The organism is Paenibacillus polysaccharolyticus (assembly GCF_900102085.1).
Lineage (GTDB): Bacteria > Bacillota > Bacilli > Paenibacillales > Paenibacillaceae > Paenibacillus > Paenibacillus polysaccharolyticus.
Genome location: NZ_FMVM01000011.1, coordinates 178,416 through 198,558 on the forward strand (window position 1 = coordinate 178,416; position 20,143 = coordinate 198,558).

15 protein-coding genes are annotated in these 20,143 nt (G+C 45.3%); 8 read left to right on the top strand and 7 right to left on the bottom strand.

What is annotated here, in order from left to right:
- Positions 1 to 413 precede the first annotated feature (413 nt).
- Both BLQ13_RS16890 and odhB read left to right on the top strand, forming a co-directional pair.
- Positions 414 to 3,287 carry a 2-oxoglutarate dehydrogenase E1 component gene (locus BLQ13_RS16890; RefSeq protein WP_090922163.1) on the top strand — a complete coding sequence of 958 codons (2,874 nt, stop codon included), beginning with the start codon at positions 414 to 416 and terminating at the stop codon, positions 3,285 to 3,287.
- A 5-nt stretch (positions 3,288 to 3,292) separates the two neighbouring features.
- Complete coding sequence (gene odhB, locus BLQ13_RS16895) at positions 3,293 to 4,567, top strand: 2-oxoglutarate dehydrogenase complex dihydrolipoyllysine-residue succinyltransferase (RefSeq protein ID WP_090922165.1); 1,275 nt, start codon at positions 3,293 to 3,295, stop codon at positions 4,565 to 4,567.
- A gap of 156 nt (positions 4,568 to 4,723) precedes the next feature.
- Here odhB and BLQ13_RS16900 read toward each other — a convergent pair whose 3' ends face one another.
- The 4 genes from BLQ13_RS16900 to mnmL form a co-directional block, all read right to left on the bottom strand.
- Entirely contained in the window at positions 4,724 to 5,743 is a 1,020-nt protein-coding gene (locus BLQ13_RS16900; RefSeq protein WP_090922167.1) for an alpha/beta fold hydrolase, read from the bottom strand.
- Positions 5,744 to 5,784: 41 nt separating this feature from the next.
- The gene (locus tag BLQ13_RS16905; protein WP_090922169.1) at positions 5,785 to 6,765 is read right to left on the bottom strand and encodes a type I phosphomannose isomerase catalytic subunit; all 981 of its coding nucleotides are present in this window, start codon (positions 6,763 to 6,765) and stop codon (positions 5,785 to 5,787) included.
- A gap of 206 nt (positions 6,766 to 6,971) precedes the next feature.
- Positions 6,972 to 7,556, bottom strand: a complete 585-nt coding sequence (mnmM, locus tag BLQ13_RS16910; protein WP_090922171.1) for a tRNA 5-(aminomethyl)-2-thiouridylate-methyltransferase MnmM — start codon at positions 7,554 to 7,556, stop codon at positions 6,972 to 6,974.
- On the bottom strand, positions 7,557 to 8,510 hold the full coding sequence (gene mnmL / locus BLQ13_RS16915) for a tRNA modification radical SAM protein MnmL/YtqA (protein ID WP_090922173.1): 954 nt from the start codon (positions 8,508 to 8,510) through the stop codon (positions 7,557 to 7,559).
- Between the two features lie 314 nt (positions 8,511 to 8,824).
- Between mnmL and BLQ13_RS16920 the strand changes: the two genes are divergently transcribed.
- Together BLQ13_RS16920 and trmB are read left to right on the top strand one after the other, a co-directional pair.
- Positions 8,825 to 9,025: a hypothetical protein gene (locus tag BLQ13_RS16920; protein ID WP_090922175.1), complete on the top strand. Its 201-nt coding sequence runs from the start codon at positions 8,825 to 8,827 to the stop codon at positions 9,023 to 9,025.
- A 151-nt stretch (positions 9,026 to 9,176) separates the two neighbouring features.
- Positions 9,177 to 9,932 (top strand): tRNA (guanosine(46)-N7)-methyltransferase TrmB, encoded by a 756-nt coding sequence (gene trmB / locus BLQ13_RS16925; protein WP_090922177.1) that lies wholly within the window; start codon positions 9,177 to 9,179, stop codon positions 9,930 to 9,932.
- A gap of 67 nt (positions 9,933 to 9,999) precedes the next feature.
- Here the strand turns inward: trmB and BLQ13_RS16930 are convergent, their stop codons facing one another.
- The gene (locus BLQ13_RS16930) at positions 10,000 to 12,264 is read right to left on the bottom strand and encodes an AraC family transcriptional regulator (protein ID WP_090922179.1); all 2,265 of its coding nucleotides are present in this window, start codon (positions 12,262 to 12,264) and stop codon (positions 10,000 to 10,002) included.
- A 386-nt stretch (positions 12,265 to 12,650) separates the two neighbouring features.
- Here BLQ13_RS16930 and BLQ13_RS16935 point away from each other — a divergent pair, with 386 nt between their 5' ends.
- The 3 genes from BLQ13_RS16935 (at position 12,651) to BLQ13_RS16945 (ending at position 16,180) form a co-directional block, all read left to right on the top strand.
- Entirely contained in the window at positions 12,651 to 13,556 is a 906-nt protein-coding gene (locus BLQ13_RS16935) for an ABC transporter permease (protein WP_090922181.1), read from the top strand.
- 36 nt (positions 13,557 to 13,592) lie between these two features.
- Positions 13,593 to 14,528, top strand: coding sequence for a carbohydrate ABC transporter permease (locus tag BLQ13_RS16940; RefSeq protein WP_244159348.1), 936 nt, complete (start codon positions 13,593 to 13,595; stop codon positions 14,526 to 14,528).
- A gap of 98 nt (positions 14,529 to 14,626) precedes the next feature.
- On the top strand, positions 14,627 to 16,180 hold the full coding sequence (locus BLQ13_RS16945) for an ABC transporter substrate-binding protein (RefSeq protein WP_090922184.1): 1,554 nt from the start codon (positions 14,627 to 14,629) through the stop codon (positions 16,178 to 16,180).
- Between the two features lie 111 nt (positions 16,181 to 16,291).
- On the opposite strand, the gene BLQ13_RS16950 is transcribed toward BLQ13_RS16945, so the two are convergent.
- Both BLQ13_RS16950 and BLQ13_RS16955 read right to left on the bottom strand, forming a co-directional pair.
- Complete coding sequence (locus tag BLQ13_RS16950; protein ID WP_090922186.1) at positions 16,292 to 17,443, bottom strand: MGDG synthase family glycosyltransferase; 1,152 nt, start codon at positions 17,441 to 17,443, stop codon at positions 16,292 to 16,294.
- 50 nt (positions 17,444 to 17,493) lie between these two features.
- The gene (locus BLQ13_RS16955) at positions 17,494 to 18,021 is read right to left on the bottom strand and encodes a phosphatase PAP2 family protein (RefSeq protein WP_090922188.1); all 528 of its coding nucleotides are present in this window, start codon (positions 18,019 to 18,021) and stop codon (positions 17,494 to 17,496) included.
- Between the two features lie 711 nt (positions 18,022 to 18,732).
- On the opposite strand from BLQ13_RS16955, the gene BLQ13_RS16960 reads away from it, so the two are divergent.
- Complete coding sequence (locus BLQ13_RS16960) at positions 18,733 to 19,971, top strand: glycosyltransferase family 2 protein (RefSeq protein WP_090922190.1); 1,239 nt, start codon at positions 18,733 to 18,735, stop codon at positions 19,969 to 19,971.
- Positions 19,972 to 20,143: the final 172 nt, after the last annotated feature.

A 20,143-nucleotide genomic window follows, 5' to 3' on the forward strand; every position in this document is an offset into this window, starting at 1 on the left:
GATTTGACCGAATCCAGCGTTTCTGGCTTGCCTTGAATTGCACCAATTATTCGATTCATCTAATTTATGCATCAATTGAGCTAAAAATAGGAAATGCTCCTGAGCGTAAAAGTTTATAGAATAGAGATTAGAACACGAACTTCTTTGGAAACGGGGAAGAACGTATAACCTTCGAACGGATCAGGACATTATTCGACATCTGTGCGACGGTAGAACTAATCATTGTATTACTTTGATTTTGAAAACGCAGACAAACCTTTGACGGGAGCGTCGGAACAACGTTATTACCACGAACAGCACGATGATTGGACTTCATGAAAAATTTCGCTTAAAATGTTGAACGAACGCGAATTACAGCTTATTCAATGATTTCCGTCAAACCCTATGACAAAATCAAGACGGAGGGAACGTCGATGACGATCGAGAAAGGCAACATGAAACCCTGGGAGAGTTACTATGGTCCCAATATGGGATACGTACAAGAACAGTATGAATTATTCACCCAAGATCCAGGTGCAGTGACACCGGCCTATCGTGAATTGTTCGAGCAATGGGGAGCACCGCCAATGTCTGGCAAGGGTGCAGAGACTCTTTCGAATAGCGGGAATGGTCAAGTTGCTTCTGGAAATGTAGATATTCAACTATTGCAGAAAGCGGTTACAGCAGGCAAGCTTGTATGGAACATCCGTACGTATGGCCATCTGGCTGCAGATATTGATCCACTTGGAATCAGTGAAGCAACAGATACGTCTTTGCTGGAGCCTAAGCATTTTCAATTAAATGAGGAAGATTTGAAAGCATTGCCTGCGTCCCTGATCTGGGAAGGTGCAGACGGTCAGACAACGACTGGCTGGGATGCAATTCAACGTCTTCGTCAAATCTATACAGGTCCGATCGCTTACGAATTCAGCCATGTGCATGAAGTACAAGAACGCGAGTGGTTGAACCGTCGTGCGGAATCCCGAACATCCCCGGCCCCGCTTACGCAACAAGAACGTACAGCGTTGTTGGAACGTTTGGTTGAAGCTGAGCAATTTGAAGATTTCCTGCACAAAACGTTTGTTGGACAGAAACGTTTCTCCATTGAAGGGAACGATGTACTTGTTCCTATGCTGGATGAAGCAGTCCGCCTTATGGCAGAAGCAGGCTCCAGTCATATTTTGATGGGGATGGCTCACCGCGGACGTCTGAACGTGCTCGCTCATGTCCTGGGCAAGCCGTACAGCAAAATTTTCTCTGAATTCCATCATGCCCCGAACAAAGACTTGGTTCCATCAGAAGGTTCAACCGGAATCAATTACGGTTGGACGGGGGATGTCAAATACCATATGGGCGCGAACCGTTTTGTAAAAGACGGGGAGACTGTGCAGGCTCGCCTGACACTCGCCAACAACCCTAGCCATCTGGAATACGTCAATCCGGTTGTGCAAGGTTTTGCACGTGCAGCTCAGGATGATCGCCGTGAACCAGGTTATCCGAAGCAGGATGTAACCAAAGCAGCGACCATTCTGATGCACGGGGATGCGGCATTCCCGGGAGAAGGTATCGTGGCCGAAACGCTGAACTTCAAGGCATTGCCAGGATACCAGAATGGCGGAACGATTCACATCATTGTGAACAACCGTCTTGGGTTCACTACGGACAGCAGTGACTCACGTTCAACTTATTATGCGAGTGACCTTGCCAAAGGTTATGAGATTCCGATTGTGCATGTCAATGCAGATAATCCTGATGCTTGTATTGCGGCAATTCGCATGGCAGCGGAATATCGCAACCGTTTCAAGAAAGATTTCCTGATTGACCTTATCGGATATCGTCGTTATGGTCATAACGAAACAGATGATCCCGAAACGACGCAGCCGCTCGTGTATGACAAAGTGAAGAATCACCCAACAGTCAGTCATCTGTATCAGGATATGCTTAAGAAGGAATCGGTCATTGATGATGCATTCATCGCGAGTGTACGTGATGGCGTAGCAGATCGCTTAAAAGAAGCCTATGATCAGATGAAGAAAAATGAAGTGCATGAATACTATCAGCGCAACATCAGTGAGTCCGAGGCAGTCACAATTACGCCAACAGCGGTGCCTTTGGAGCAATTGCGCAGCATTAATGCCGATCTTCTGAAATGGCCAGAGACTTTTAATGTTTATCCAAAATTGCAACGGATTTTGCAACGCCGGAGTACGGCTCTTAATGAAGGGGAAAAAGTAGACTGGAGCCTTGCAGAAACGCTTGCATTTGCGACGATATTGGCAGATGGCAAACCGATCCGAATCAGTGGTCAAGATGCCGAGCGTGCAACCTTCGCTCATCGTAACCTTGTGTTGCATGATGCTACGAATGGTGATAAATTCTGTCCGTTGCATCATCTGCCACAAGCAAAAGCATCGTTTGCGATCTATAATAGCCCATTGTCAGAAGAGTCTGTCGTTGGTTTTGAATATGGATACAACGTGTACTCACCGGATACACTCGTAATCTGGGAAGCACAATTTGGTGATTTTGCAAACTGTGCACAGGTCATTTTCGACCAGTTCATCTCAGCAGGGCGTGCAAAATGGTCTCAAAAATCGAGTCTGGTTATGTTGTTGCCACACGCTAACGAAGGCCAAGGGCCAGAACATACGAGCGCACGTCTGGAACGTTTCCTGCAATTGTGTGCGGAAGACAATATGACTGTGGTTAATCTGTCGAGTGCTTCACAGTACTTCCACCTGTTGCGTCGTCAAGCTTCTTTAACCGAGACAGAAGATGCACGCCCACTTGTGATGATGTCACCCAAAAGCTTGATTCGTAATCCGCGTGTTGCATCACCAGCTGTGGAATTTAGTGAAGGTAAATTCGAACTTGTTCTGGAGCAACCAGGTCTGGGCACAAAACCGGATCGGGTAGAACGCATTATTTTGTGCAGCGGTAAAGTTGCTATTGATCTGGAAGATGCGATTGAAAAGGAGAAGGGCGATTATTCCTGGCTTCACATCATTCGTGTCGAGCAACTCTATCCGTTCCCAGCAGAAGAGATCAAACGTGTACTCGCACGTTTCAGTCAATTAAAAGAGCTGGTATGGGTACAGGAAGAGAACAAAAACATGGGTGCATGGACATATATGGAGCCTCGTCTTCGCGAGATCGCGCCTGAAGGCACTACCGTGAGATATGAAGGCCGTCCGGAACATGCAAGTCCTTCCAGCGGTTACCAACTTGTGCATAGCATGGAGCAACAATTGATTATTACAGCAGCGTTGAAACAAACGGCGAAGAATAATATTCCACTGGGGAGGTAACAGCTGTGAGTGAAATTAAAGTACCTGCAATGGGTGAGTCAATAACTGAGGGAACGGTATCCAGATGGATGGTTAAAGAAGGAGACACCGTTAATCAGGGTGATGTTCTGCTTGAACTGGAGACCGATAAAGTCAACATCGAGATCAGTGCTGAGGAGAGCGGTGTGCTCGAGAAAATCATTCGTCAAGAAGGCGAGACCGTAGTTATCGGTGAAACGATCGGTACACTTTCGGCTGGAGCAGGGGGCGGAAACGCTCCGGCTGCTTCCGAACCGGCAGCGGCTGAATCCAAACCCGCTTCTGCACCAGCTCCGGAAGCTCCAGTAGCACCGGCTGCTGTTGCGGCACCACCAGAGTCATCCGATAGCAACAAAACAGCGTCTCCTTCTGCACGCAAGCTTGCTCGTGAGCGTGGGATTGAGTTGGATCAAGTACAGAGCAAAGATCCGATTGGTCGCGTGTATCAGGATGATGTGAAAAGCCATGGAAGTCAGCCGTCCACTCCAGTGGCACCACCAGCAGCTAAAGCTCCTGCTTCCGCACCTAGTGCTCCAGCAGCCAGCGGCGCAACTTTTGCCAAGCCTGTAGAGCGTCAGCGTATGTCCCGTCGCCGGGCAACCATTGCGAAGCGTTTGGTTGAAGCACAGCAGACCGCAGCGATGTTGACCACGTTCAATGAGGTTGACATGACAGCGATCATGGACGTTCGTAAACGTCGGAAGGACAAGTTCAAAGAGAAGCATGATATTAACCTGGGCTTCATGTCTTTCTTTACCAAAGCGGTTGTCGGTGCACTTAAAAAATTCCCAACGATTAATGCAGAGATTGATGGCGAAGACGTTGTACTGAAGAAATTCTACGATATCGGTATTGCGGTATCTGCCAAAGAAGGTCTGGTTGTTCCGGTTGTACGTGATGCTGACCGTCTGGGCTTTGCCGAAATCGAAAGAAGCATTGCAGATCTGGCGTCCAAAGCGCGTTCGAATACACTGGCATTGTCTGATCTGCAAGGCGGAACCTTTACGATTACGAATGGCGGAACCTTTGGCTCCCTATTGTCTACACCAATCTTGAATACTCCTCAGGTAGGTATTCTCGGGATGCACAAAATTCAGCTTCGTCCGGTAGCGATTGATGCTGAACGGATGGAAAACCGTCCAATGATGTACATCGCCTTGTCCTACGATCACCGGATTATTGATGGAAGCGAAGCCGTACGATTCCTGGTGACTGTCAAAGAATTGCTTGAAGATCCAGAATCATTGTTGATTGAAGGTTAATGACTTCTGAGATTAGCATTGGACTTTATTTCTCATCCTATGAAATCTGAGATACTTCACTAGAATAAAACCCCCTGAATGAGCACATTACATACTGTGCTCGTTCAGGGGGTTTTTGCTCACATTTGAATCGGAATAGAATCAGAAATAGATTTCTTACATCAAAGCCGTCTGATTCGATTGAATTTCAAAAGACGGAACGGTATCGGCATCTTGTTGACTACTATTTTGTGTATGTTGCTGCTCGATTGTCGGCATATGACGTTTTAACCAACTCAGGACATCATGAGCCACTTCGTTACGATTGGTCTCATGGAGCATCTCATGCCGTCCGCCTGGATAAAGATGATATTCTACATCTTGAAGTCCAAGCTTCTGATACTGAGAGTATAGGTTAAGCACACCTTTGCCCCGAAGTCCGACAGGATCTAGTTCACCAGAGAACAGAAGAACCGGCTTGTGTTTCGGGATACGTTCCATATGCTGAGGAAGATGGATTTCGAGTAACAGCTTAAAGAAATCTCGAAAAAAACCAGCGGTACATATCGCTCCACACATTGGGTCATCAATGAATCGCTGTACTTCCTGCCGGTCACGAGATAACCAGTCAAAGGGGGTTGTGGCTGGCCGGAAAGCACGGTTAAATCCGCCAAATACAATGGCATTCAGTAACAGGCTTCGATGATTGTCACCTTGAATGCCGCACTGGAGTAGAGCCAGTTTTTCTCCAAAACGAAGCAAGCCTCGTTTGCCATTTGTACCGGACAGCACAAACGCGTGGTATCTCTCATGTCCCGCATACATGAGGTGCTGTACCAAAAAAGAACCCATACTGTGCCCCATAAGGAATAGAGGGACATCTGGATGTTCTTTGGCAACTAGCTCGCCCAGATTGACCATATCTTTAGCCATCCAGCGAAATGCGTCCACACCTGCATCACCCAGTGCTTCGGTGCTCTCCACCGTTCTGCCATGACCCCGATGGTCATTAGCATACACAGCAAAGCCGTGTTTCGTAAGATAACCCGCAAATTCGGCATAACGCGCTGCGGTTTCGCCCATTCCGTGCGCGATCTGTACAACGCCTTGGATGTGTTCGTCCGGATCGGGAAGCCAGCAGTATACATGAACACGGGTACCTTCATTGCCCATCAGCGTAAAGGTAGATTCCTGCATCTCGTGTAATTCCTCCTTCACAGGTTATCGTTGACTAAAACTTAAGGAAGATAGGATCGAAGAACGGTTGTATTGCCACTTAGTGTATAGTTACCCAGATTAGCCGGCAAAAGATAACATTGACCTGCTTTCAATGTCAGCTGCTCGCCTTCTTCAGAACCACTCCATTCAAGCGCACCCTCACCTTCACATACAACAAGAATGGTGAAGCTATCCAGTGTCGTAGATAAATCCCAACGTTCAGTCACCACGCCTTTCTCTACTACAAAGTAAGGACAAGAAGCAAGCTGGAGCCATTCACCAGGTACTGTATTGCTGGTTTTCATTGTTGTGGCTCCGGCGCCTTCATAGGCCGTGACATTTAAGGAATCTTCTACATGTAGTTCACGTGGCTTGCCGTCCAGTCCAGGTCGGTTGTAATCATAGATCCGGTACGTTGTATCTGAATTTTGTTGTATTTCTGCTACAACAACACCTGCGCAGAGAGCGTGCACCGTTCCTGCAGGGATAAAGAATGTATCTCCGGCTTCCACAGGTATTTGACGAAGAGTGTCCATAACGGTGCCATTCTCCAGGGCCTTTCTCAGCCCTTCACGATCTACACCTTCATTAAGACCGTAAATAATATGAGCGCCGGGTTTGGCGTCGAGTACGTACCACATTTCGGTTTTACCCAGTTCACCTGGAGGAAGAGCCTTGTAATCATCTGTAGGATGAACCTGAACGGATAGGTCATCGTTACAATCAAGCAGTTTGATTAGCAGAGGAAAGCGTCCGCCTTTTTCAGAAACGCCTTTGGTTCCCAGCCAGGATGTCCCGAGTTGTTCACGAACCTCATCAAGTCCTTTGCCAGCGAGTGGTCCATTTATTACCTTGGTCGTACCATTGGCGTGATCTGCAATCATCCAGCCTTCACCAATATGTCCTTCAGGGGGTGTAAGGCCAAATTGCTCGAGCGCTCGGCCTCCCCACACACGTTCTTTGAATTCGGGTTGGAATTGAAGCGGGTATGGCGTAGACATGGATATCTCTCCTCTAGTATATGAAATGGTGATTCGCTTTAACCAGTTCAGGCCCTCTAACGATCGGCATATGCAGATGTAGATGAACATGTACAGAATACAGTTGCACCATGTAGGTGGCAACTGCGATGTTGAGTGAACCAGCAAAGGCTTGTCCAGTCAATGTGTTCAGTGTATTTCATTTGGTGAACAAAGAGAATTATTTTTTATTTTTTTTCAATGCCGATTAAATAAGGTGAAGTTTGACGTTGCAACTGGCGGTACATCACAACCTGAGCCTGTTCGACAGGTAAAGCGGTTGCCCATGTAGATACAGCATCAGCTTCCTGATCGCCACCTTCGTGACCCGGATATAACACGACAGTAATTATACCGCGTGGACGCAATAACTTTATAGCAGCTTCAAGTGCTGAGATTGTGCTGGTTGTTTCTGTGATTATAGAAGCATCTGCCCCTTCAGCAGGTAAGTAACCCAGATTAAACATAATAGCTCCTACTTTACCAATCCAGGCGCCCGGTACGGCTTCGGCCATGCGTGCATGGCTTAATTCCATCATGGAAATAGAGCCGAGTTTGCTGCTTTCAGCTTGCTTTCGAATCCTGGCCTGAGCCAGTGTTAGCGCTTCGTTTTGAATATCAAATCCGATGACCTGACCACGCTGGCCTACTTGCTTTGCGAGAAACAAGGTATCAGCACCTGTGCCCACCGTGGCATCAATGGCGAAATCTCCTGGCTGGAGACGGGAACCAATCCATTGATGTGCACAGCTGAGAACCGATAGAAAGCCCATTTATGCCTCCCTCCAATACTTACCCTGCCATGTATCGCGTTCACGCAGTTCTCGGTCGATTGAATTAAGAACTTCCCATTTGTTCAATGACCACATGGGGCCAATAAGCAGGTCGCGCGGGGCATCTCCTGTAAGACGATGTACAATCATTTCCGGTGGGAGCATCTCGAGGGTATCTACAATTAGCTTGATATACTCATCCTGTCCAAGGAAACGAAGCAGACCCGCTTCATATTGCTTAACCATCGGCGTTTTGCGCATGAGATGAAGCAGATGAATCTTAATGCCCTGCACGTCCATATTTGCCACCGCGCGACCGGTATCCAGCATCATTTCGTGGGTTTCTTGCGGCAAGCCATAGATAATGTGCGTGCAGACTCGAATATTGTGTTTACGTAGCTTTTCTACCGCTTCTTCATAACACGACGTATCATGTGCACGGTTGATCAAAGTCGAAGTGGAATCATGAATCGTCTGCAGTCCCATCTCTACCCATAAATAGGTTCGCTGATTAAGCTCTGCCAAATACTCCACAACGTCATCCGGTAAACAGTCCGGGCGAGTAGCAATGGATAAACCGACAACGCCGGGCTGTTGTAAAATCTCTTCAAAGTATTCACGCAGTTCTTCGACTGGTGCATAGGTGTTGGTGTACGCCTGAAAATAACCGATATAGTGAGCCGAAGGCCATTTCAGATGCTGCCTGTCGCGAATCGTATTGAATTGGCTGACGAGGTCTTCACGTCTGCTTCCTGCAAAATCACCTGAACCCCGTGCACTGCAGAAGGTACAGCCCCCTTTGGCAATGGAGCCATCCCGATTCGGGCAGGTGAACCCGGCATCCAGCATCACTTTAAATACTTTGTTGTTAAATTGATCTCGCATTTCATAATTCCAGGTATGGAACCGTTTATCCCCCCACATTAGTGGCGCTTGTGTAGCTGGTGCATTCATTTTCAAGGTACTCCTTTGAGGTCTATGGCTTAAAATGTAATCCTTTTTTGGTTCATTTCTTATTCTGTAATATCATACCTGAGCAGGGTATGCAGATGCTGTGCGGTTTTCGTCATTTATTGTACCAAAAATCCGAAAAAAAGGGGAATGCAAACGAAAAAAAAGGCCGCCAAATCAAGGTTTTTTACTTGATATAGTTTACACCTTGTGTTATATTTAAATCAGCGTCAGACACCATCCAGTGAGTAGTTTTCATCGTGGCATTTGAATGAATGTTGACGTCATGGATCATACTATACCGTGAGGTGATATGAATGAATTCCCAAGTTAAAAATAACGAATTCCAGCATGTATCTGTTGAACTGACGGCAGAAGAGGCGCTGGCCCTGACAGGCGTTCGTTTTAATGGAAATCCGAAAGTGAAAGCGGCTGCAAGACAAAAAGTTCGCGATGCTTTCGAAAAGACATTTGATTTTTCACACCAAGATAAGGTAGACTATGAACTACTAAAGTAGTTGGACCCCAATTCCAAATAAATCGAGAAGGGAATCTTTGAGATTTGCCCAACGTGGCAGGTCCGGAGATTCCTTTTTCATTGCTCTTTACAATTTGCCGGTTCTTGGGCAAAATGAGTCTAGGACAAGTATGGACAAACGGAGGAATAACATGCGTTTACGTGGTAGAAAAGGCATTAGAGAAAATCTGGAGCAGCAAGAGGATCTTGTTGTACTGGAGCCAAAGCAACACAAAGGCAAGTGGGCGGAGCTGTTCGGCAATGATCATCCGATCTTTGTCGAGTTTGGCATGGGTAAAGGTCAATTTATCAGCCAAATGAGTTATAAATATCCACAATATAATTTTATCGGTATCGATATGTATGATGAGCTCGTTCGTCGTGCCAGTGAGAAGGCGCGTAACGCCTGGAGTCAAGCTGAGGTAGAGACACCCCCGAACTTGAAGCTGGCGCTTGCGAACATCGAACAGATCGAAGAGGTGTTTGATCCGAAGGAACTGGAACGCATTTATTTGAATTTTAGTGATCCTTGGCCAAAAGCGAAACATGCACGCCGCCGGTTGACACACCCACGCTTCTTGAAAAAATACATTGAGTTGCTGAATCCCAAAGGACAGATTCATTTTAAAACGGATTCAGAAACGTTGTTTGAGTTCTCCCTGAACTCAATCGCTGATTTTGGCTTGCAGATGACGAATTTGTCTCTGAATCTGCACCGTGAGGGTTTAAATGAAGAGCATGTCATGACCGAGTATGAACAAAAATTCATGGGTAAAGGCATGAACATTCATCGGGTCGAAGTGATTGTAGGGGAAGAGGCTTTACGAGAGTACAATGAAGTGCGTCTGGATAAGTACAAAGTGCGTGAAGCGACAGACGAGTCTGGTGAAGATCAGGACGAAGCATAAAAAGGGCGGTATCCAAGGGCAAATGCATTGCTCCAAGGTACCGCTCTTTTTCTTTTATAAACAAAGGTTACAGATGCTCAGAATGAAGTTCTTTACGGCGATAATCGTTAGGGGTTACGCCGTTCAACTTTTTAAACATCCGATAAAAATAAGAACTGTTGGTAAAACCGGTTCGCTCGGCGATATCCGCAACGGAATTTTCGGTCTGCACGAGCATATGTTGTGCTTTAGCAATGCGTGTCTCATTAATGACATCTGTAAGTCCTTTCAATGTGAGCTGTTTATATAACCTGCTGACGTAGATTGGCGACATGCTTAATTCCTCTGCGATTGAGGTCAAGCACAGATTCGGGTCAGCGTAATCCCGTTCAACAATATCGTTGATTCTCCGAATGAGTTCCTCATGCTTAAGTGTGCGTTTTTCCTCCACCTTGGAGCCGAGTTCGTCAAACATCCGATAAAAATGTTCATGCACCTCGCTGAGATCCTCAGCATTTTTCACTGGAAGCATCAAACTGCCTGAAACGGAATCCAGTGTAAGTTGATTATTCTTCTTAAGGGTATTGCGAACATGATTAAGGGTCATCGTCAGATGGGACAGAGCGAGTTGAAAGACGGTGAACGGATAGGCGGCCGTCTCACTCACGATATCTGCATATATTAGCTTGGCTTCCTCAGTTTTGCCGGTCATTAAGCATTCCACAAGCTGTCTTTCTTTGCCTGCGGGAAAAGTATACTCTTTGCTCTGATACGCCATAATGCTTGCGGTATGAATCAAGCAACCTGGCCCCATGAACAGGCGATGCAGCGATGCTTCAGCGGAACGAGCGTAACCTTCAATACATTCCTCCAGTGAATTTTCCTCTGGACCCAGCGTACAGGAGATGGAGCATTTGAGATGGGTCATGACTGCAGCCTGCATCATACGTAGCAATTCCTCAATTTGATGCGAAGCCGAAGCCTCATTCTCTGACAAAGAATCATTTTCCGATTTTTCATTAAACAGAAGCGTAATCAGGTCACCGCCCATATCCACAGCTTCAACATAATAGTAAATATCTGCGGTTTCGGTGCAAATGTTCATCATTGCGTATTTGACTAGCTTGGTATCATCCCGATAAGTCTCGCAAAATTCGGTATAATGGTCGATACGCAAAAGCACCATTCTTGAGGGTTGATGTACATCAATGGGGGAACCGTAGAACCTCATCCGCTCTTCCAGCATATTGCAGGTTACGGTTTCCCGTCCTTGCAGCGCACCTCGTAAAAAATCCTGTCTGAGCAAGTGCAGACTACCCCGGCGTTCGGCTTCCATCACACGCATGCGGACAAGTACGTTGTTAATCGGGTGATATAGCTTGCGCGATACAAGATAAGAGAGAATCAGACCCGCGGCCAGTAACCCCAGGCAGAATAACAGGGTGTGCGTGCGCATACCGCGAATATCGGCTGTAATCACGTCATAGGGGGTGATTCGCACATAACGCCATCCTAGACTGTCTGGGGCGGTGTAGGTGATAAGTGAGTTTTCCCCATCCACTTGCTCAGTAAAATAAGCAGAATGCTCCGTATCTTGCATGATTGGACGCATGAAGGTTTCGTTTGCGAGATTGTTAAGCAGTGGGCGATCACCAAAATCGGACAACAAGTCGCCTTGTTCATTCACGATGAAGGTTTTGCCAGGCTGGTCTGCCGCATTCATATTGGGGCTAAGCCAGTCATCCTTAATGTTGACGATAACGGCGTAATTGAGCTTGGCGTTGTCGTTAATGGTGTCGTAGCACAGGTAAGTGTAGCTGTTCACCTCACTGGCTTCGGTTGAGCCGACCTTATACGTTCTCGGAATAGGTACAAACGGTTTATAGTCATGGAAACGATCCAGAATATGTTTAATCCCCTGGTCATCGATCTCGGATATAGACTGCTGCCCATTGCGAACCCCGTCGGAACTGATAAAAAATTCACTGCTTTTAGAGTTATATACATAGATGGATTCAATAAAAGGAAGAGACATACGGTAATTATCGAGTTGCTCCATGGCCGAAGTGATCTGATAGATACTGGGCTTAGAGTAGAGCATTAAGGAAGAGATCGTGTAGTCCTGATAAATCTGGTAGGAGAGAGACTTGGCACTTTCCGTCATTTTGGCCACTTCACGGCTGGTCTGGGTGAGGCTATTCACATCGGTACGATAGACTTGACGGAGAGCAATTCGATTGTAGTTAACGTATAAAATGGCTGATGCCACAAGTAGCGTTGCGGCGGTGCTGATAATAATACCGATCAGAATCCGCGTGAACACTTTCTGGCTGTCCTCTGAACGTTTGCGCATTCTTTTTTCCCCCTCGAACCTTCTGATATGAGTGAACTTATGTATTTTTCATAAGAAGTACTGAATTTCATATGTAGCAAAACAGAAGTACAAGGTAACTTGAATTATATAATATGTATGCGTTTACATCAATGGTGGACAAGCGTTTTGGTTCCTTTTCCCTAGATAAAGTTCAACTTTCGCGGGATTGTTCATTCGGTTGGAGTTATGCACGATATCAACTTTTGTGAACGTACATGCGTTCATTTCATAATTAGTACATTTTGTTCACTTCTTAATTCGCAGTATCGTTCACCAATGGGAGGAAGCTTCAGTATTCATTAACGAAGAAGTCAGTCTACAATGAATTCAGAGCTTCACCGTTACATTTTGGGAGGGATCGAGCCATGCTCAAAGAATTGAACAAAAACAAAATCATGTTTCTGATGCTGCTACCCACGCTGATCTTTTTTCTCATTAACTCGTATTTTCCGATGGTCGGTATTTACTACGCATTTACCAGTTATGATTTTGCAGGAGGATTATTCGGAAGCCCGTTTGTCGGGTTAGACAACTTTAAATTTCTCTGGCAATCGGGAATGCTGTTAAAACTTACGACCAATACCGTAGGGTATAACCTGGCTTTCATTATACTGGGGAACGGTCTGGCGATCTTTTGTGCGATCATGCTCAGTGAAATTCGGGGCAAGTTGTTCAAAAAAATAACCCAGTCCGTCATGTTCCTGCCGTACTTTATCTCTTTTGTTCTATTAAGTGTAATCGCTTACAATATGTTTAACTATGAATCTGGGTTTGTGAATACCGTGCTCAAACGTTTTGAGGCAGGGCCGGTGGATATCTACAACACACCATGGATATGGGTGTTTCTGATCATTATCTTTTACTTATGGAAAAACCTCGGGTACAGCATGGTCATCTATCTGGCCGCTATAACGGGAATAAGTGACGAGTATTATGAAGCGGCGCGCATTGACGGGGCGAACATCTTTCAGCGGATCTGGTACATCACCGTGCCAATGCTCAAACCAACGTTTGTCATTCTCCTGTTATTCTCGCTTGGCAGCATCATGAAAGGACAGTTTGACCTGTTCTATCAATTGATCGGGAATAACGGCGTGCTCTACAACGCTACAGATATCATTGATACGTATGTCTATCGTTCACTGAAAGTAACCTTTGATATCGGTATGGCAACAGCAGCTGGCTTGTACCAATCATTATTCGGGTTCATTCTCATTATGACGGTCAACTACATTATCCGCAAAATTAACGAAGATTACGCCTTGTTCTAGAATAAGCACGCCTATAGGGCAGAAGGGAGAACAACTATGAGCACACAAACGCATACCCAAAGACGGATACGGACCCGGACCCGTGCCAAAGATTCGGAATTCAACTTGGCTTTTCAGCTCATTGCCTATGGTATCATCATTGTTTTGTCATTGATGTGTCTGCTGCCATTCCTGCTCATTTTGTCAGGTTCATTCAGCAGCAACGAATCGATCGTGCGGGATGGGTATCATCTTTTTCCAACACACTTCTCTCTGGAAGGTTACAAAATGGTATTCAAATTCCCCACACAGGTACTCAAAGCGTATGGCGTTACGGTGTTCACAACGGTTGTGGGAACAACACTGGGCCTGTTTTTTATCACGATGGCGGGATTTGTGCTCCAGCGTAAAGATTTCAAATACCGGAACACGTTCTCCTTTTTCATTTACTTCACAACGTTGTTTGGCGGAGGTCTTGTGCCCTGGTACATTATGCTGGCGAACTACTTCAATCTGACGGATACGTATACGGTACTCATTTTCCCAGGGTTAATGACACCATTTCTGATCATTCTGATGAAAAACTTTATTCGCTCCGCGGTGCCGGATGAACTGATCGAATCGGCGAAGATTGACGGTGCCAACGATTTCCGGATCTATTTCAGCATTGTGTTAAAACTGGCGATGCCGGGCATTGCAACCGTTGGACTGTTTCTTGCCTTGGGCTATTGGAATGACTGGTTTACATCTTCCCTGTTTATCAACAACCCGGATATGTACCAGCTCCAATTTTATTTGTACAACACGATGAATACGATTACCTTCATTGACCAGATGGCGATTGGTACGGGGGTAACGCTCAGTCAAGACGTTCCAACAGAGTCGACCAAGATGGCGATGGCGATTATCGTAACAGGCCCGATTTTGTTCCTGTATCCGTTTGTTCAACGTTATTTTGTCAAAGGACTCACCATTGGAGCTGTAAAAGGTTAGAACGTACACACGCTGGGGACGTCAGGCTACTGAGGATATGAATGGTCTGATGTATAGCGGGTCTGCGCTAACATATAGGTTTAACACAAAAAGGGAGGATGCATATGCGTAAAAAAATGATTCGGCACCTGTCTATGGTACTTGTTCTGATGTTATTTGCTGGCGTGCTGGCCGCTTGTAACGGTGGTGGTTCTGGAGGGAATGCGCAAGGTAATGCTCAGGGGGGCTCAACGGATAATAAAGGCGAAAAAGTAACCCTGCAATTTTACATGCTTGGAGATGCTCCGAAAGACCTGCCTGTGATTGAGTCGGAGATTAACAAGCTGGCTGAAGCCGATCTGAATGTAAATGTAAAATTCAACTTTACGTCTTGGACGGACTGGGATCAAAAATATAAATTGCTGCTGTCTTCCGGACAGCCGATTGACTTAATCTTTACAGCAGACTGGACGAACTACCAGTCTTATGCGAAGAAAGGTGCTTTCCTGCCGCTGGATGAACTGTTGGCAAAAACACCAAAGCTCAAATCTCATGTCCCGGATGATATGTGGAATGCGGTTAAGATTAACGATAAAATCTACACGGTTCCATCCACGTGGATCGAATACGTAACGGAAGGTATTGCATACCGTGAAGACCTGCGTGAGAAGTATAATCTGCCGAAGCCGGAATCGATGGAAACGCTTGAAGCGTACCTGGAAGGCATCAAGGCGAATGAGCCCAACATGATTCCGATTGCAGACAGCAATGCAAACCATACCCATGGTGTTCGTCAATTGACTTCCAAGCTGGTAAATACGGCGGGTCAGCTTCCATATGGCCTGGATATTATGTATGACACACCATCAACAGTGACGTCCTATTGGGGCTCACCACAGCATTTACAAGATCTGAAAACATACAAACGCTGGATGGATAAAGGCTTTTTCCCGAAAAACGTACTGAATGTGAAGGATACATCCAATTCCCTGTTGCAAAATGGTAAAGCAGCTGTCATTCTCGCTGGGGAGAATCCGAACAAATTCAATTCTGATGTGATCAAGGTTCAGTCCACTCACCCGGACTGGAAACTCGGATATTTCCCATATCCGAATGCGAAAGGTTTTGCACAGCCGGTACATCCGATTCACAACGGTTTTGCTATTCCGCGTAGTAGTAAAAATCCGGAAAGAGCCCTGGAATTTTACGAGAAGCTTGTAACCGACAAACGTTACAACTGGCTGACCGAGTATGGTGTGGAAGGCAAAAACTTTGAAGTAAAAGATGGATACTATCATATGATTGGCGATGCACAAAGCAATGGTTTCCCGCGTGAAGGTATGAATGGCTGGGCATGGCGTAATCCGGAGTTTATGCTGTATGACAAGAGCTTTGATGATGTTCTCGCTATGTTTAAAGACCTTGATAAGATCAAAAAACCGGATATCTTCACTGGTTTTGCCGAGGATTGGACACCTTATCAAGCTGAGAAGGCGGCTTTGGAGCAAGTCGAGAAGCAATATCTGTATCCACTTAACGTAGGCCTTGTTGCGGATGTAGAGGGCGGTTTGAATACGTTTATGGAAAAAGCAAAACAAGCCGGTCTGGACAAAATTCAGTCCGAGTATACAAAGCAATGGCAGGAGTATCTAAAATCTGCTGGTATACAATAAGCAGTGTGGTTATTCTGCAGACTTAAGAAAAAAAGGTGCCTTCAGTTTCGAAGGCACCTTTTCTCTTCGTTATAAGAGACAAGAAGGACGGAATTTTCTAACTATACAAGGTTATAAACGGGTCGACTCTGATGATACAGGCCGCATATCCTGTAACAAATTCATAATAGACTGCGCGCTTTCCATCGGATGTACTTTGGCTATCTCGGCCAGATGGCGTTTTCGCTTCTGAAGCACCTCAGGATAGTGATGAAGCAGTTTGTTCATCCATTTTACAACCACATCAAGGGAGGTAATTCGTTCACCCAATCCTCTGGCCGTAAAATAATGTACATTCTCTTCCTCCTGACCCGGGATCGGATTATGAAACAGCATCGGAATACCTTTTGCCAAACCTTCACTGCAAGTCATTCCGCCTGGTTTTGTAATTAGTAGATCAGAGACTTCCATTAATTTATCAATTTCCGTTGTATACCCGATAATGTGGATATTTTCTTGTTGGAACAGTGGGTCCTGTTCCATGCTAATCCGAATTTTGTCATTACGTCCGAGACAGAAAATAATCTGGATATCTTCATGCCAGCGTGCTAACAATTGGTGAACAACTTTGTCACTGAGCATTCCCCAACCACCGCCCATCACAAGCACGGTAGGCATTTTTTTTAGGTTAAATCTGGATCGGATCTCGTCGTGCACGGGATGCTCCCAGAAGTTTGGGTGCACCGGGATACCGGTTACTTTGATTTTCTCTACGGATACGCCTCGTTGCATCAACTTGGATTTAACTTCGTCTGAGGAGACGAGATACAGATTCACTTCAGGACTAATCCATGTACCATGTGCATCATAATCCGTTAAAACGTTACATAAAGGCACCTTCGTACCTAACCGCTTTAACCTGGATATAACCGCACTTGGAATGGGATGCGTGCAGACAATAGCATCCGGATGCAACTGACGCACCACACTGCGGGTATGGGTGTAAAACACTTTGTGCAGTGCAAGAGTTGTTAACCGATTCAATGGCTTTTTATATTGCTGTCTGTACATGTATCCAACAAGTTTGGGTTGATTGGTCACCGTTCTTTTGTATGCATTAAGGATAAGTGGTGCTACTTTCGGGTTAAGAAAGCTTCCGAGTTCAAGCACTTTGGTCTGGATATTCGGCGACAGTTTTCGTAAGTGGCTGGACAATGCATAAGCAGCTTGGGTATGCCCTGCGCCAAAGCCCTCAGATAATAGTAAGATTCTTTTTTTCTCCACGCTTGCTTCACCTGTTCCTGCTAGGTTTTCCTGAGTCTAACATATCGGCTTTAAGTCCAGAATGCAACTGTAGCAAGTGCGACTAAAGTACCGATTGTGGCTCCTGCCAAAACATCGGACGGATAGTGTAGCCCCAGATAGATTCGAGAGAATCCGACAATAAGGGCCACAGGAAGCAAAGTCAGCAATAGAAAAGGCTCAGTAGTCATAAAGGGTACTGTGACCGAAAAAATAGCGGTTGTATGCCCCGACGGAAACGAATGATCTGTCAGCGGGTTGCGAAACGTTATTGTATCAGGCAAGGCCAGATAAGGTCGAATGCGAGGATACAATTTTTTGGCAATGGCTACAGGAATATGACTTACCGCTAATGCGATACAGGCTTGAAGTCCAGTCGTACTCCATGGAGCCGGGGCCAGTAGCCAGATTAACAAAGATACTGCAATGGAAGAAGTTGCTCCACCAAGATGGGTGAAATAGTACAGCCAGAAATTCATAAAACGATTATGAAGCCGGCCGTTAATCCACATAAACACATTACGATCGTACTTTTGAAACTTTAAGAAAAAACGGCTCATATTGGCCTCCTGCCAGTTAGGCCGTCCCGAGGACGGCAGTATTTCCGGGAAGTTACCCGTGTCGGTGTGCCACCTGTTAAGTATATAACCGATTTTGAAGGTCTTGAGGTTATTTCAGGCATATGTTTATCATATTTTTAAATGTTGTCCTTTTCAAGAAGAAGACATGTAAAGAACGTAAAATTCATGTAAAAGAGTGGATGAAAAACCAATGGTCTTTTTTGACTTCATTCCGCTAAAAAAGATACAATGATTCAACATGGCTGAAATGAGGTAAAAAAATGTGAGTTTTAGATTAAACTTTTTGGTGGCCATTTACGTTATTTGATGTAGAGAGACGGTTCAGTTGCAGTAAGCCACATCAAAAAGAAGGGACTTTAGAAATAAAAATCAAGAAAACGGCTGAAAATAAGATATATCAGGCATGAATGCGAGGTTGTGGCATCACGGAGTGGCTATTCAGCGTTTAAAGTTCACATTTCTGCTTCAGAAAGTGGAATTGGGGTTTTGACAAATTGCTGAAAAGAATACAGAATCGATAAAGCAGCCAACTGGCCGCAGCCATGATTTGAAACATTGTCTGAATAACTGACGTAGTACACAAAAGCACAGGGTCATATTCTGCAATTACAAAAAAAATAAAATGCAGAATCAGGAAGAGAAAATGCTAAAGTAATCTGGGTTTTATCTAAAAGGGGGTAACAGAGAACGATGTTGGACGCTATATTCGTCACGCTGCAGGTCATTTTGGCACTGCTTGCCGTGTACCAATTCACGTTTTCGCTGTTCGGTCTGTATAAGAAAAAGAAAAAGAAAAATTATCCTGCAACAAAATCATTTGCTGTGCTGGTTGCTGCACACAATGAGGAACAAGTTATTGGTGCGTTGATGGAAAACCTGAAGGAACTGGATTATCCGAGAGATCTGTACGATGTATTTGTCATCTGTGACAACTGTACAGACAGCACGGCAGAAATCGTTCGTCAGCATGGTTGGAATGCATGTGTACGTACGAATCCAGACTTGAGAGGTAAAGGGCACGCCATCGAGTGGATGCTTAAATACCTGTGGGATTTGCCGCGTCAGTACGATGCGGTTGTAATGCTTGATGCTGATAATCTGGTTGAGCAAAACTTCTTGCTCGAAATGAACAATGACTTGTGCAATGGAGCACGCGTTATTCAGGGATACATCGATACGAAAAATCCTGAAGATTCATGGATCACTGCGGCTTATGGTGTATCGTACTGGTATATCAACCGTCTATGGCAGTTGTCTCGTCACAACCTGAACATGGCGAATTTCCTCGGCGGTACAGGGATGTGCTTCGAGACCAATCTGCTGAAAGAAATTGGCTGGGGCGCTACAAGCCTTGTAGAAGACCTGGAGTTTACGATGCGAAGTGTACAGCGTAATGTGTATCCGGTGTTTAACTATGATGCCAAAGTTTTCGATGAGAAACCATTGACATTTAAAGCTTCAGCTAGACAACGTTTGCGCTGGATGCAAGGGCACTTTACGGTAGCAAGAAGATACTTCTTCCCATTGTTATGGCAGTCCATTAAAGAAAGAAGTCTCGTGAAGTTTGACCTTGCTGTGTATGGTGCCAATGTGTATGTGGTGTTGCTCACTTTCCTGTTGACGGCTGTCATGTCAATTGATATTTACGTATTGGACGGCCCACATATCGCTAACATTTATGGATATTTCCCATTGTGGGTTGGATTCATAGCGATCGGCATGAACGTGTTAACGTTTCTGTTGTCCATGGCGCTCGAAAAAGTTAAGTTTGCTAAAGTGTATCTGTATCTGATTCTTTTCCCGATTTATTTGTTGTCATGGTATCCAATTACGTTTTATGCGTTCTTTACGCAAAACAACAAACAATGGAGCCACACGCAACATACACGGGTTGTACGCCTGGACGAAGTACAGAGCAAACAAGGCTAACTTTTGGATAGATTAATTGGTGAACCTCTGCCTAGCTATGAATGTTGTCACACTGTTTTGAAAAAAAAGTGTTTTGTATGTTGACAATGTTTGTTGGGAGATGTTATAGTATTCAAGTGCGTTAAACAAATAGCAAAATGGAATCACAAGCAGAAGTCCGACTTCTCACCTG

Excerpts from the sequence above, each read along its gene's own strand:
- BLQ13_RS16890 (WP_090922163.1), top strand. The coding sequence starts at position 414 with ATGACGATCGAGAAAGGCAACATGAAACCCTGGGAGAGTTACTATGGT.
- trmB (WP_090922177.1), top strand. The coding sequence starts at position 9,177 with ATGCGTTTACGTGGTAGAAAAGGCATTAGAGAAAATCTGGAGCAGCAA.
- mnmM (WP_090922171.1), bottom strand. The coding sequence starts at position 7,556 with ATGGGCTTTCTATCGGTTCTCAGCTGTGCACATCAATGGATTGGTTCC.
- BLQ13_RS16945 (WP_090922184.1), top strand. The coding sequence starts at position 14,627 with ATGCATATGCGTAAAAAAATGATTCGGCACCTGTCTATGGTACTTGTT.
- BLQ13_RS16900 (WP_090922167.1), bottom strand. The coding sequence starts at position 5,743 with ATGCAGGAATCTACCTTTACGCTGATGGGCAATGAAGGTACCCGTGTT.
- mnmL (WP_090922173.1), bottom strand. The coding sequence starts at position 8,510 with ATGAATGCACCAGCTACACAAGCGCCACTAATGTGGGGGGATAAACGG.
- BLQ13_RS16930 (WP_090922179.1), bottom strand. The coding sequence starts at position 12,264 with ATGCGCAAACGTTCAGAGGACAGCCAGAAAGTGTTCACGCGGATTCTG.
- BLQ13_RS16935 (WP_090922181.1), top strand. The coding sequence starts at position 12,651 with ATGCTCAAAGAATTGAACAAAAACAAAATCATGTTTCTGATGCTGCTA.
- BLQ13_RS16905 (WP_090922169.1), bottom strand. The coding sequence starts at position 6,765 with ATGTCTACGCCATACCCGCTTCAATTCCAACCCGAATTCAAAGAACGT.
- BLQ13_RS16940 (WP_244159348.1), top strand. The coding sequence starts at position 13,593 with ATGAGCACACAAACGCATACCCAAAGACGGATACGGACCCGGACCCGT.
- BLQ13_RS16960 (WP_090922190.1), top strand. The coding sequence starts at position 18,733 with ATGTTGGACGCTATATTCGTCACGCTGCAGGTCATTTTGGCACTGCTT.
- BLQ13_RS16955 (WP_090922188.1), bottom strand. The coding sequence starts at position 18,021 with ATGAGCCGTTTTTTCTTAAAGTTTCAAAAGTACGATCGTAATGTGTTT.
- BLQ13_RS16920 (WP_090922175.1), top strand. The coding sequence starts at position 8,825 with ATGAATTCCCAAGTTAAAAATAACGAATTCCAGCATGTATCTGTTGAA.